This is a genomic window from Candidatus Frankia alpina (genome assembly GCF_902806485.1).
Lineage (GTDB): Bacteria > Actinomycetota > Actinomycetes > Frankiales > Frankiaceae > Frankia > Frankia alpina.
This window is the reverse complement of sequence record NZ_CADCWT010000022.1, coordinates 22,221-35,506: the sequence shown is the minus strand read 5'-3', so window position 1 is coordinate 35,506 and position 13,286 is coordinate 22,221. Positions and strand designations below refer to the sequence as shown.

12 protein-coding genes are annotated in these 13,286 nt (G+C 73.7%); 7 read left to right on the top strand and 5 right to left on the bottom strand.

The window, feature by feature from the left end:
• From G6R25_RS04815 to G6R25_RS04805, 3 genes are all read left to right on the top strand, one after another.
• Positions 1–295: RNA-guided endonuclease InsQ/TnpB family protein (locus G6R25_RS04815; RefSeq protein WP_163552021.1), on the top strand; the 295-nt coding region annotated here is incomplete at its 5' end.
• A gap of 263 nt (positions 296–558) precedes the next feature.
• Entirely contained in the window at positions 559–993 is a 435-nt protein-coding gene (locus tag G6R25_RS04810; protein WP_163552020.1) for a DUF3618 domain-containing protein, read from the top strand.
• Positions 990–1,592: a histidine phosphatase family protein gene (locus tag G6R25_RS04805; RefSeq protein WP_163552019.1), complete on the top strand. Its 603-nt coding sequence runs from the start codon at positions 990–992 to the stop codon at positions 1,590–1,592. The genes G6R25_RS04810 and G6R25_RS04805 overlap by 4 nt, the downstream gene beginning before the upstream one ends.
• A gap of 9 nt (positions 1,593–1,601) precedes the next feature.
• Here the strand turns inward: G6R25_RS04805 and G6R25_RS04800 are convergent, their stop codons facing one another.
• From G6R25_RS04800 to G6R25_RS04785, 4 genes are all read right to left on the bottom strand, one after another.
• On the bottom strand, positions 1,602–2,519 hold the full coding sequence (locus tag G6R25_RS04800) for a lysylphosphatidylglycerol synthase transmembrane domain-containing protein (protein ID WP_235947437.1): 918 nt from the start codon (positions 2,517–2,519) through the stop codon (positions 1,602–1,604).
• A gap of 486 nt (positions 2,520–3,005) precedes the next feature.
• Positions 3,006–3,452, bottom strand: a complete 447-nt coding sequence (locus tag G6R25_RS04795; RefSeq protein WP_163552018.1) for an ATP-binding protein — start codon at positions 3,450–3,452, stop codon at positions 3,006–3,008.
• Positions 3,453–3,696: 244 nt separating this feature from the next.
• A complete protein-coding gene (locus tag G6R25_RS04790) occupies positions 3,697–5,988 on the bottom strand; it encodes a hypothetical protein (RefSeq protein ID WP_163552017.1) in 2,292 nt (763 codons plus the stop codon).
• A 230-nt stretch (positions 5,989–6,218) separates the two neighbouring features.
• A complete protein-coding gene (locus tag G6R25_RS04785) occupies positions 6,219–6,881 on the bottom strand; it encodes a hypothetical protein (protein WP_163552016.1) in 663 nt (220 codons plus the stop codon).
• Positions 6,882–7,302: 421 nt separating this feature from the next.
• On the opposite strand from G6R25_RS04785, the gene G6R25_RS04780 reads away from it, so the two are divergent.
• The 4 genes from G6R25_RS04780 to G6R25_RS24950 all read left to right on the top strand — a co-directional run bounded on the left by G6R25_RS04780 (position 7,303) and on the right by G6R25_RS24950 (position 12,724).
• On the top strand, positions 7,303–7,695 hold the full coding sequence (locus G6R25_RS04780) for a GroES family chaperonin (RefSeq protein WP_136447029.1): 393 nt from the start codon (positions 7,303–7,305) through the stop codon (positions 7,693–7,695).
• 446 nt (positions 7,696–8,141) lie between these two features.
• Positions 8,142–8,441 carry a DUF4193 family protein gene (locus G6R25_RS04775; RefSeq protein WP_163552015.1) on the top strand — a complete coding sequence of 100 codons (300 nt, stop codon included), beginning with the start codon at positions 8,142–8,144 and terminating at the stop codon, positions 8,439–8,441.
• Positions 8,442–8,612: 171 nt separating this feature from the next.
• On the top strand, positions 8,613–8,888 hold the full coding sequence (locus tag G6R25_RS26215) for a hypothetical protein (protein ID WP_235947435.1): 276 nt from the start codon (positions 8,613–8,615) through the stop codon (positions 8,886–8,888).
• A 338-nt stretch (positions 8,889–9,226) separates the two neighbouring features.
• Positions 9,227–12,724 carry a helix-turn-helix transcriptional regulator gene (locus tag G6R25_RS24950; protein ID WP_205446867.1) on the top strand — a complete coding sequence of 1,166 codons (3,498 nt, stop codon included), beginning with the start codon at positions 9,227–9,229 and terminating at the stop codon, positions 12,722–12,724.
• 53 nt (positions 12,725–12,777) lie between these two features.
• On the opposite strand, the gene G6R25_RS04760 is transcribed toward G6R25_RS24950, so the two are convergent.
• Positions 12,778–13,149: a DUF6458 family protein gene (locus G6R25_RS04760; protein ID WP_235947433.1), complete on the bottom strand. Its 372-nt coding sequence runs from the start codon at positions 13,147–13,149 to the stop codon at positions 12,778–12,780.
• Positions 13,150–13,286: the final 137 nt, after the last annotated feature.

The following is a 13,286-nucleotide window of genomic DNA, read 5'->3' as shown; positions in this document are numbered from 1 at the left end:
CCGGTGGACGTGCGGGTGGGGGTCGATTGCGTCCTGGTCGGAGTTGCGGCGGATGGTGGAGTACAAGGCCGGCTGGTACGGCCGGACGGTGATCGCGGTCGACCGGTTCTACCCGTCGTCGAAGACGGGTTCGGTCTGTGGGGTGGTCGTCGCGGAGCTGCCGTTGCACGTCCGGGAATGGGAGTGCGCCTGCGGGGCGGTCCATGATCGGGATGTGAGCGCGGCGAAGAACGTTCTGGCCGTAGGGCTTGCGGTGTCCGCCTGTGGAGAGGGAGTGAGACCGCCTCGTTGCTGAAGCGAGGAGGCATCCGTCGGTGAAGCAGGAACCCGCACCGCGAGATGCGGGAATCATCTCTCTTCACGGAGGTGAGGATGTCAACACTCGACGTTTCGCCTCGCCGGGGGGTGGTCGGTCTGGCACGATCTGAATAGGCCGGCCGCAACCGACAGGGCCACACCGACGCGGTCGCATCCGGCAGGGTCGTACCTGACGAGGATGTCTGCGGTGTGGCGTCGATGTGGTCGGCGCGCATCGCACCGGACGAGAGGGCAACATCCGTGCCGCAGGACCCGGCCGTCATCCAACAGCAGATCGAGGAGACCCGCGCCGAGCTGGCCGCGACGATCGACTCGATCGCCGAGATCGTCAGCCCACGCCGGATCGCCGACCGCACCCAGGAGCAGCTTCGGGTCAGGGCCGCCGAGCTCCGGCAGCGCTACGGGCCCGCCCTCGGGATCGGGCCAGGGCCAGGGCTGCTAGGGGCAGGGCCGGGCGCGCCGCAGCTACCGGCGGGGTCCGGCGCTGCGGCCGGCGGGGTGCTGCTCCCCGGGCGCGGGCCGGGCGGCGGGCCCGGGGCGCACCGGCTGTCCCCACGCGACGTCGCCTTCGTGCGGGTCGTGCGGTGGGATCGGGTGGCCCTGGTCGGCGGGGGGCTGCTGCTGTTCGCCGGCGGGGTCCGGCGTCGCCGGCGGCGGTCGACGCGCCGCGGATGAGCCCGCAGGTACCACCGGGCCGGGTGGTACTGCTGCGCCACGGGGAGACCGAGTGGAGCCGGCTCGGTCGGCACACCGGCAGCACCGACGTCGATCTCATCGCCGAGGGGGAGCGCCAGGCCGCCGGGCAGGCCGCCCGGCTGTCGACGTGGTCCTTCGGCCTCGTCGTGACCAGCACCCGGGTGCGGGCCCGGCGCACCGCCGACCTTGCCGGCCTGGTCGCCACGCCCGAGACCGGGCGGGAGGTCTGGGACGACCTGGCCGAATGGGACTACGGCCGCTACGAGGGGATCACCACGGCGACGATCCGCGAGTCGGTGCCCGGTTGGACGGTGTGGACCGCGCCGGTGCCCGGCGGCGAGACCGCGGAGCAGGTCGCAGCGCGCGCCGACGCCGTGCTGGGCCGGCTGCGTCCCTGGCTGGAGCACGGCGATGTCGCACTCGTCGGGCACGGGCACATGCTGCGGGTGCTCGTCGCCCGCTGGCTCGGTCTGCCGCCGCGAGCGGGGGCGTACTTCGTGCTGGCCGCGGGCGGGCTGTCGATGCTCGGCCACGAGCACGAGGAGCCGGTGGTCGAGACCCTCAACCTGCCCGCCTGACCACCCTCGCTACAAGTTGCCGCTGCGCCGCAGGCCGGCCAGGGCGACGACCCCGGGCAGGACCGGTAGCCAGAAGCTGATCACCCGGTAGACGAGGACGACGGCGAGCATGGTCGCGGCGTCGCCGCCGGCGGCCGCCAGCCCGAAGGCCAGCGCCGGTTCCAGGGCACCGACCCCACCGGCTGTCGGCGCCGCGCCGGCCACCATGGAGCCGACGGGGTAGACGGTGGCCACCGACATCATCGAGATGCTGGCGCCGAAGGCCCAGACCGTGCACGCCAGCGCCAGGATCTGAAACAGGCGGGTACCGGCCTGGGACAGCAGCAGCACGGTGGTGCGGCCGGGGGAGTGCGCGAGGACCGACATGTGGGTGCGGAAGGCACGGACGGCTGGCCGCGCCATCGCCCGCACCCGCGGGTGGGCGACGGTCCCGGTCACGACCACGCAGCCGGCCAGGACCGGCCCGGTGCCGATGCCGGTGAGGGTGGACCGGACCGGGCTGACCACCGCTTCGCCGATCCCCGAGCCGCTGAGCGTCCCGGCGACGATGACGATGCCGACCAGGTGGCTGACCGCGCCGGCAGCCTTGATCGACGCGATGGCGGCGAGCGCCGCGGGCCGGGTCATCCCGCGCTTTTCCAGGAAGCGCAGGTGGACCGCGATCGCACCGAGGCCGGCGGGGATGATCCGGTTCGTCGCCGCGGCCGCGACCTGGACGCCCGTCACCGTGCGCAGCTCCACCCGCAGACCACTGGCCGCCCGCATGGACAGGCCGTTGGCAACGTAGAACAGCGCCGTGCAGCAGGCGCAGGCGGCGAGCCAGCGCCAGCGGGGGGCGGGAACCCCGGACAGCCGGGAGGCGGCGTCCCCGCGGAAGCGCACCGCCAGCACTACCAGCAGCGCCGCGACGACGATGCCGCAGACCACGGGCCGGCGCCGGGACCGCGCCGGACCGACGGGGAGGGGCTGGTCGAAGACGTGACGGTCGGGATCGGTGGCATCGGTGGGACTGCCGGCCGAGGGGCGGTGCAGTGACGCTGTCCGTGCCGAGCAGGACCGGGATTTCTATGACAACCCCCGTAGAGGGCCGGAGCGGTGGTCACGGTCGTGACGATGGAGACGCAGGTCACGGTACGCGAGTTGGCTGAACAACAGCTGAAGCATCCGCATTGCCGGCCTGACTAACTCCGGTCGGCGGCGGATGGGGCGGACAAACCCCTCGATGGTGCCGCTGTCGCCCGCGCGGCCGGCGCGTCGGTGATTGCGAGTCGAGCGATGTGCGGGACATTCCGCGACCTCCTGCACGTATCGGTACGAAACATGCCAGAGATATGCGGCGGAAAAGCAACTCTTACACCTTTTTGGCCGATTTGGGACCAACCGATGGGGAGGCGCGCGGGTGTCGAGGCCCGATCAGGAACCGCAGGCCGCCTCCAGTGAATCCTCCTGGCGCGGCGGATCCGGCTGGCGAGGGAGATCGAACCAGACCTGCTTGCCCGGCCCCTGGTCGTCCAGGATGTCGACGACACCCCACTGCAGCGCCAGCGCGGCGACGAGGTGCATGCCCCGCCCGGACTCGTCATCCTCGCCGGCGGGCTTCAGCGCCGGATGCTGCGCCGTACCGTCGTCGACGGCGATGCGGATCCGGTCGACCTGCAGCGTGAGGCTCAGGCACAGGGCCCCCCTCTCGCCGACGAACCGCACGGCGTTCGTCACGACCTCGCTGACGAGCAGCTGCGCGACCTCGACGGTCTCAGGGCGACACCAAGCAACGAGCAGCTCGGCGACCAGGCGGCGGGCCCGGCCGGCGGTGCGGGGATCGGCGGGCAGGTCGAAGCGTGCGGTCAGTGCTCCGGCCACGCCTCACCTTCCGTGAAATCGGTTGGGACGGCCCCGTCCTCCGTTGCCGTCCTCGCGCCGGGCGAGCTGCCCGATGACGCGTACGTGCCACACCGTTCGCCACCTCAAACCTGCACGGTCTGTGGCCCTCGGTCGCCTTCACGACCGCGTGCCGCATCTGGATACCGCGCTCCGGGGTCATCCGGGGCGACGACGCGCCGCGGGACACAGCGCGGTGTGCGGCACGGGCGGGGTCCGCCCGGGCTCAGATGACGTCGATGCCGTCCAACACCGATCCGCGGCGTGCCAGCCATGCCTGCGTGACCTCGTCGACCTGCGCTTGGTCGATGCGCGCCGCCGCCGCTGACAGCTCGGCCTCCCGGTCCGACCCGGGCCCAGGCCGGTCCGGCTCGCCGCCCGGCCGGCGCGGCGACTCCTCGCGGCTCGGCCGGCCCGGGCGTAGGCCCGGCCCGCGGTTGTGCAGGTTAGGCGTGCTGGAACCGCCCGCCCCGATCGGGCGGCCACGGCCGGGACCACCCGGGCGACCCTCGTCCGGCGCCGCGTCACCCGCGTCGCCGGTGGGCGCCCCGGCCCGGTCCGGCCGGGGCGCCTGGCCCCGGGGCCGCCGCTCCCACGGGTCGGGATCAGGCCATCCCGGACCACCCTGCTCGGGATGACCGGGCAGATCGCTGTCTGCGCGCCAGCCGGTGGAGCGCGGTTCGGGCGAGACGTCGCCACGTTGCGGCAGGCCACCGCCGAGCGTGGCGGACCGTTCGTGGTCGGCTCCCGACGGCATGGGGTGGCGCGGGCCGCCCGCTGCATCGTCGCCGCCGCGGCCCGGCGCAGGCCGCGGTCCGGCGCGGCCCTGAGCGGTAGCTGGGGTGGCCCGCATGCGCGGGTCCTCGGGTCGACCGGGCCCGCCTGGTCCGTTTGGACGTCCCGGGCCGCTGGGAGCGTCGGACCGCCCCACTCCCGCCGGGCCGGCGGTGTCAAGCCCTCGGGGTGGGCCGGGCCAGTCGCCGATCGAGCCGTCCACCGGACCCCGGGTTGCTGGGTCGCCAGCCCGAGTCTCTGGGGCGTGCTGGTGCGGGGCCCGGGTGCCGCTTGCCCGCGCCGACGCCATCTCCACCGGGCCGGAGATCGGCGGTGCGGGCCGGGACGCCGGCACGGACACCTGCCCGGCATAGCCGGGCGGCACGCTGTGATCGACCGACTGGGCCGGGTTCGGGACGGCGTCCGGTGAGCGGTCCGGCCGCTGCCCGCCCACACCGGTCGCGCCGCCGCCCGCGAACCGGGGCTGCACGCCGGTCGGGCGCGCCGGGGCGTCCGCAGACGGACCCGATCGGCCGCCGGCCATGGGCGGTGTCAGGCCCGGCAGGGCCGAACCGAACTCGTCCGGTCGTTCCCGGCTAGCGTCCCCGGCGATCGGGAACGCACCCGTGGGCCGCGGCTGCGCCGAGGACGACCCGCCGGCCGCGGGCGCCGGCGTGAAGCCGGGTGCCCCGGGCTGGCGCGGCGTCCCCGATGACGGCGGCGCGGTGCTGGGCAGGTCCGACGCACCGGCCGTCGGATGGGCTGCCGTGCGGCTCCGGTCGGCCGCGGTGCCGTTGGGGTGGGCCGCGTAGTGGCGGCCGGCGGACCTGTCATCGTGGCCGACTTCCGCGGACGGTCGGCGGCCCGGATCGTTCATCCCGGGCAGCCGGGGGGGCGCGCCGTTCGGATGTGGTCTGCCGGAGGTTGCCGGGATGCGCGGTGCGGGGCCTGTCGGCCGGGGAGCGGGCGGCTGCGCGGGCGCGGCTGCCGGCGGGTAACCAGTGTAGCCGTCGCGGGCGCGCCCCAGTGGGCGGTCAGCGTCGCGGGACCCGATGCCGCCGTGTGCCGCGACCGCAGGCAGCGGGCCAGCAGGCCGCCCGGGCGCCGAGGGCGGCGGGTCAGGATGGACGGGTGGCGGCGGTCCGGCGGCGGGTCGGGTGCCCGGCATGGCCGGCTGGCGCGATTGCGCCGCGACGTGCGTCGGGGGACGACCCGGACCCGGCGGCGGGACGTTGCCACGGTCCTGCCCGGTGTCCTGGGGCGCCTCGATGCCGCGATCGTCGCACCTGCGGCCGACGAGAGCGCGATCGTCGTGGTGCCGGCCGCTCGTGCCGTGATCGGCGAACCGCCGGTCCGCTGGCCGCCGGTCGTCGTAGTTCCGGTCGTCGTAGCCGATGACCGACGGGGGAGGCGGGCGGCCGGTGTCGGGCGCGGCCGCGCGGGCGCTGCTGTCGGCCCCGGATTCGGCGTAGTCCGGCTCGACCTCGTCGTTGCGGCTACCGGGCCCGGCGTCCTGCGAAATACCGGTGATGGCGATGATCGAGGCGCATGGCCAGAGTCGGTCGCAGCTCAGGCAGAGGTCGAACTCGTTCGGCTGGTGCAGATCGATGAGTGTGATCAGTGAATGGATGTGCTCAATGATCTTCGGGCCGACCAGAACCGGCCCACGCGCGATGACGTCGAGCTCGGAGCGCAAACGCCCGTGATATTGCTCGACGTCGGCAAGACGCGGATCGTCGATCACAGGCAGCATGCACCATAGCGGGCAAGAGGGTACGAACGGCGTAGAACCATTGAGGGTGCGGTCACGGCAGACTCACAGTCTGCGTCCGATGGGCGGCGTGCGGCGACGCTGACGGTCTTTTCCTCCTCACCTGCCGTGAGCGTGGTGGCGGGCCGCATGGCCGGTGGGTACGCGATCACGTCCCGCCCGGGGTCCCGGGACTGCAGCGGCGGGGCGGCGCTAATCGCTGATCAGGAGCGGTCCGGCCGGACCTCGTCGGTGCGCCGAACCTGTCGCATCAGCCCCTCCTGAAGGCGGGCGAATTCCTCGATGTAGGGACTTTCGACCTGGCCGGGGGCACCTCCGGGCTCCTTGCCCGGCCCGGAGCGATCAAATGGTTCGAATTCCGCGAACTGACCGCCACCATTCGGTGGCATCCGGTCAGGCTGGCCGTCGAAGGTGGGGTAATGGCCACCGGGTGCGGGGCCGCCACGGTCAGTCGGCGCGTCGTAACCGGGGCCGTAGGGCGGCAGGCTGCCCGCGCCCGGCGCGCCGGCACGCTCCTGGCCGTTGTCGAAGGCGGGGTAATGCGTGCCGTTCTGGGCGGCGTTCCGTTCGGCGGAACCTCCGTCGTAGGCGAATCCCGAGCCGTTGGGAGCGGCGGCACCAGGGGCGATCGAGAGCGGGGCACCGCGCAGGCCATCACCGGACGCGTCCGATGGCTCCGTCGACAGGAAGCTCTCGGTCGCCGGGTAGATGCGGGCGGAGAGGCTCACCGACATCGGGTCGCTGCCGTAGGTGATGACGTCGACCTGATCCTCCGCGCTGATCCCACCGTTGCGGGCCAGATCGACGAAGCGGAACAGGTCGGCCCAGCGCAGACTATCAAGATCGACACTGATGCGCAATGCCATGGTGGTGCCCCATCCCTGAGGTTCGTGACGTGCCGACGGTTACCTGGGCGCCAACGGACGATCGAGAGGTGCCACGGCACGCCGCCCGTCAGCGCCAGCCCGGGCAGCGATGGGCGGCAGCTTATACCGCGTTGGGAGACCATTCCCCATCCGGGGAGGTTCGGTGGGCTCTGCTCCGATAGTGCGCGATGCCGGCAACGCCGATTGCGTGCATCAACTCGTTACTTCAGGTCGATGAGCTGCGTGATGTCGAGTCGGCGGGCCGGGACCGCGCAGCCGCCCGGCGCGGCGACGCCGGGCGGAAAGGCCAAAGGCGGCGGTGACCGGATCCGCCGACTCACGCCCAATTCGTTCGCCCTCCGCACGCGAAGACTGCCGGGGGGTGCCGCGAGCCCTGCGCGGGCGGGTAGTGTCCGACCCTGTGAGCGTTGTGTCCGGCGGTGTCAACGGTGTCGGCGGCGTGGCTGGGGCGGACACGCAGGCGGGTGTCATGCAGGCCGGAGCGCTGCCGATCAGGCTTCTCCATGACCGGGTGCTCGTCGAGCCCCAGGAGGACTCCGCGGACCGGCGGTCGAAGGCCGGCATCGTCATCCCGCCGACCGCGCACATGGGCAAGCGGTTGTCGTGGGCCGACGTCGTCGGGGTCGGCACCGCGGTGCGGACCATCCAGGTCGGCGACCGGGTGCTGTTCGATCCCGAGGACCGCGCCGAGGTCGAACTGCAAGCGACAACCTACGTCCTGCTGCGGGAGCGCGACGTACACGCCGTCGCGGCCGAGCGGCTCGACGACGGGCCCGCGGGTCTCTACCTCTGAGGCTTCGCTGCGGGACGCGGCCGTCCCGGTGGGGTCCGTGCGTACGATCCGCCGACCACCAGGCGCTGCCCCCGGGCTCGAGTGGTGTACGGTGCCGCATCGATCGGGATGGAGGCGATCCGCCCGGGTCGTGACGTCCTGGGCGTGAATGTGGTGGGAGCGACACCGCGCCGAGGGCCCCCTGTCTGGCCTGACGCGGTTGCGCCCCGTATCCTTCGCTCGGCTTTGGAGATCCGCGTTCCGGCCGGGACCCTTGGATGTGGCGGAGGCACCGGGAAATGCGGATATAAGGCACTGCATCCCCCCATCCTCTGGGTCATTGCGTACCGTAGCCAGCCGATGTTGCGGGGTGCCGTGTTGAATGGCCCCCTGTGTTCGGTGGGAACCACTACCCGCGGGTTGGCATAGCCCCTGGGTGAACGACGGCAGAGAAAGGAAGGGGACGCATGGCTCGTGACTTCGACGCTCGGCGAAGCACGGATGTCGAGGAGGACGAGCTCCAGGAGCAGAGCCTGGAGACGCTCAAGGCGCAGCGTGCGGGTGCCGCGGCGGACCTCGGGGACGACATGGACGCCCTCGAGGCCGAGCTGGACCTGCCCGACTCCGAGGTCCGTGACGAGGAACTGTCGCTGCGGGTGCTTCCTCGGCAGGTGGACGAGTTCACCTGCACCCGGTGCTTTCTGGTGCAGCACCGCAGCCAGCTCGCGGATCCGCGTCGCGTCATCTGCTCGGACTGCGCGGCCTGAGGGGGCCGGGGAAACGGCGGTCGGCACGGTGCAACTTCAGTTGCGGCGGCCGGCACGGCGGGCGTCATAACCGACCCGACGCCTCCGGTCGGCCCGCCGCCGCCCCCGCCCGGGCCAGCACCAGCACCGCCAGCACCGGGAGATAGCCGCGCCGGGGATGACCTCGGCGGGGTGTTCACCCACGCCGGGCGGCGTGCCGCGACCGCGTCCGTGACCGTGGCCGCCGTCCTGCTCGTCTACTACGGTCTGCCGATCTACGGGGCCGCCCAGGATCTACGGGGCCGCCCAGGGGATGGCGCTGGCCGACCGCATCGTGATCCTTGCCGTCGGCCAGAGACCGCCTGGGCTGTCGTGATCGTCCAGATGGGCTTCGACGTGTTGTTCGTCGCCACCGCCGGTTCCGCGCTGCGGGCATCGGGGGTTCTCCGGCCTGGGGCGCGAGGCTGATCGCCATGGCCGGCGGGGCACCCGAACGTGGGTACCCGGGCTGGTACCCCTGATCCGTTCGCCGGCCCGTGAACCGTGGTCCCGCGCTGGCCCGCCCGCTGCCCAAGGCGGCCTTTGCGGGATTGTCCCGCTCGCCGAGCCGGGGGGCCTGCGGGTCTCCCCGCGGTCGGGGATGTCGGCTCGGGGACGGCTGCGCGCGGCGAGTCGTCCCGACCCATCCGGCCTGCCCCGTCGCCGAGCCGACGGCGGTGGCGCCCGGCGGGCCGCGACAGGTTGCTCATACGGCTGAGTAGCTGTACCACTACCGAGGGCGAACTTGCCGTGGGGGGTGGTGCGGGATGCTCGACGAACAGTCATCGGTGCCCGGTGCTGTCCCGTCCCGTCTCCTCGCGGCCGCCGGTCTGCCCTTGGTGCGCGGCCATTTCGTCATGCCGCCCCCTCCGCCCGACTGCCTCGACCGGCCCCGACTGCGCCAGGCACTCGATGAGGCGGTGACGCGCCCACTCACCGTGGTGCGGGCCCCGGCCGGGTGGGGCAAAACCACGCTGCTCGCCTGTTGGGCCGCAGCCCGGCCCGAGCGGCCACCGCTCGTCTGGATTCGAATCGATCCGGAGGTGACGCCGACGGTGCCCGACGGACCGAGCGTGCCGTTGTGGCCGCAACTGCTGCACGGCCTCGGTCGCGCCGGCCTCATTCCGGCCGGCCCCGATCTCGCCCGCCCCGGTGCCGGCGCTGCGCACCATCTGCCTGACCACGGTTATCGGCAACTGGCCAACCTGCTCGCCGACCTGCCGGCGCCGTTCGTGCTCGTCCTCGACGACGCCCACCTGCTTCGCCGACGCCGGGACCTCGACGGGCTGGAACTCCTGATCAACGAGGCCGGCGAGCGGGCCAGGACGATCATGGTCGGTCGGGCCGTGCCGGTGGCGCTGCACCGGCTGCACGTCGCCGGGCGGGTCACCGAGATCGACGCGGACGCACTGGCGTTCACCCGGCCCGAGGCCGCCGACCTCCTGCAGGCGCAGGGATTGCCGGCGACGGACGGGTTGGTCGACAACCTGCTACACGCCACCGAGGGATGGCCGGCCGGCCTGCGCCTGGCGGCAGGAACCCTGGCCCGCGGCGCGGCGGCCCGGCGCGGCGGGTCCCCGCCGAGGACATCGGTGGCGTTCGCACCGGCGCCGGCCGAGGGGCGGACGACGGCCGGGGAGCTGGATCCTTCGTCCGCCTCGCTGGCCGCGACGCCGGAGATCGTCGAGTTCCTGCGCGCCGAGCTGCTCGCCCGCCAAACCCCGGCTGTCCGCCGCTTCCTGCTGCGTACCAGCGTGCTGGAGTCGATGACCGGTTCGCTGGCCGACGCCGTCGTGGGCGAACCGCACCTCGCCGCCCCGGCGTCGGCCGGCACCGGCGCGCACTTGCTTGCGGAGTTCGCGCAGCGGTCCGGCTTCGTGGTCGCGCATCCCGACGGCAGCCGGTTTCGGTACCACCGGCTGCTCGCCGCGCTGCTGCGCTCGGACCTGACCCGGGATCGCACCGAGGACATCGACGAGCTGCACCTGCGGGCGGCGCTGTGGTTCGCCGCGCACCGTCGGCCGGCGGAGGCGGTGCGGCACGCGGCGTGGGCCGGCGACTGGTGGTACGCGTCCTGCCTGCTCGTCGACGGCACCGGGATGGTGGACGCGCTGTGCGGCCCCGCGCTGCGTCTCGGGCCCATCCTCGCGACGATGCCGGCGTCGTGGGTGTCGTGGGCACCCGAATGCACGCTCGTCGCCGCAGTCGGACATCTGCACCACGGCCGAGTGGCGAAGGCGACCCGGTGCCTGGAGGCGGCACGCGCGGCGATCGCGGCGTCGGCCGTCTCCCGGCGTCGTTCGCTGTCCACCCAGGCCGACCTCGTCGAACTGCGCCGGGCCGAACTGGTCGGGGCCGGCGAGGAGATGCTCGGGGTGGCTCGCCGGCTGTTGCGTGCCGGCCCGGAGTCCGGCACCGGCGGGCGGCGGGGCCCCGGCCGGCGGGTGGCAGCGCCGGTCCGTGCTGACGACCCCGCGTTCCACGCAAAGCAGACCGACGGGCCGTCCGAGCGGGACGCCGATTGCCTCGGCGAGATCGTCACGGCGCTGGCCTGGTGCGGGCGGGGGCGGGCGGAGCTGTGGCTCGGCCGGGCCGAACCCGCGGTGGACGCGCTTACCGAGGCGGTCGAGGCGGCCCTGCTGGCGGATGCCCGGATGATCGAGATCTCCGCGGCCGGCGCATTGGCGCTCGCCCACGCGCTACGGGGCCGGCTTCGGCTGGCCGAGTCGGCGGCCGCGGTGGTGTTCTCCGGGGTCGGCGAGCTCGGTGCCGGCTCCGGCGAGCCGGCCCCGCCCGCTGTTGCCACGGTGGGGGATTTCGAGATGACGATGGGTTCCTTTGCCGAGGCGGCTGGTGGGGGCATCTCAACGCATGGTGATGCAATGATGGCGACTTATCCGGGGCTGGCTGGTGCCGCCGAGGCGCATCTTGCGATGGCGATGGTGGCCATCGCCCGCGCCGACGGGGGGCAGGTAGCCGGCCATCTCCAGGCCGCTCGCACCGGACTGGGCCCTGGGTGTCCGCCGCATCTGCTCGACCTCCTCGCGGTGCTGGACGCGCGGTCGCGGTGCCGGCGAGGCAGGCCGGACGACGTACGGGCCGCCCGCCGCCTGTTGACCGGGCGGGGGCGACCGGCCGGTCCGCCGCTGTGCCTGTCGCTATGGCAGGCCGTCGAGGTTGACCTGCTACTCGCGGTCGGTAATGCCCAGGCAGCGCGGCAGGTGCTGGGGCGCCCGGCCGACGCCCGCCGTCCTGACCACGTCCTCGCGCTGGCCGCGGCACGGGCGAATCTCGCCTGCACGGATCTGGACGCGGCCGACAACGCGGTGGCCGGCCTGCTGCGCGCCGATGGCGGCGGGGGCGGCCCGCTCGTTGCCGCGTGCGCGCTCGCGGCCGTCGTCGCCGCCCGGCGCGACGATCACGCGCGGGCGACGGCGCTGCTCGCACGAGCCCTGGTCCTCGCCGAGGACGAGGGGTTGGCCGCTCCGTTTCTCGATCTCGGCGATGAGCTGCTGGCGATGCTCGACGCGCATCCGGGGCTGGCAGCCGCCCATCCCGAGTTCGTCGAGACCCTGCGTGCCGCTGCGGTGGCCGCACCGGCGGCAGGTGTCGCGGCGTGGCGGGCGGGGCCAGGCGACCGATCGGGCGGCGTGGTCGCCACCGGGGCGGTCGCGGGGGTCGAGCTCCCGGCGAGGCACGGTGCCGACCCGCACCGGATGTCGCCACAGACCGGGTCTCGGGTTTCGGGTGCGCTGGTGCCCGCTCCGGCCCAGCCGGTCCCGCCTGCCCGGCCGGCCGCCGCGGGCGGGCGGCTGCCGTGGCGGGCGCCCGGCAGCACGGCGTCGGCGTCCGCCCGGGCTGGCGCCGGTGGCTCCTCGGCGGTCGTGGGCTCACCCCGCTCCCACATCCATAGCGGTGGGAACGCGAACCCGCCCGGCCCGGCGGACTGGCATCGCCGCCCGGCGCCGCCCGCGGCATCCCGGCTGGCCGGACCGGGCGGGGCGGGCGGGCCGGGACCTGCGGCCAACGCGACGCGGCACGATCGACGACCCGGCGGCGGTCCGGCCGCGGGCGGCCGTCTCAGCGATCGGGAGCTCGCGGTTCTCAGCTACCTGCCGACGATGCTGACGACAGCCGAGATCGCGGCCGAGCTCTACGTCTCGGTGAACACCGTGAAGACGCACCTGAAAAGCATCTACCGCAAGCTCGATGTGCCGCGCCGCCGGGACGCCGTGCACCGGGCCCGCGAACTCCACCTGCTCTGAAGCGGCCCCTTCCGGCCGGCGGACATCCGGCGCCGTCGGCGCGACGGGCCTCTTCAGGTTCCAGCCTCGTCCCGAGGTTCCGCCGGCTCGGCCTCCACCCGTCCTCCGAAGACGCGTTGTTCCAGCGCGAAGTACGGGTGCTGCGCGAGGTCCGGGTGCGGTTCCGGCAGCTCGGGCGCCTCCGCGTCCCCGGCAGGGAAGGCGGCGGCGGGCCAGCCGGGGGAGTCGAGTCGCCGTTCGCGCGCGGCGGCCCGTGCCGGTAGCGGCACGACCGCCCGGAGCACGCAGATCACCGAGGTCGCGATCCCCGCGACCATCAGAATCAGGCCCAGAACAGGGAGATCTACCCCGGCCACCCGCCACGTCAGGGCATATCGAAGCGTGGCACCCACCACAACCAGGAAGATCGACAGTCCCAGAGTCATCAGTCGTTCACCTCGTTCGTCCCGTCGGCGGGACGGCGGCGGACCGGGATGGTCGGCGGCCGCCAGGCTTCGGCGGGAGGGTATCGGTGGCGCGAGACCGTACTGGGCCTCAGCGATTTCGGCGGGATGCGTCGTGG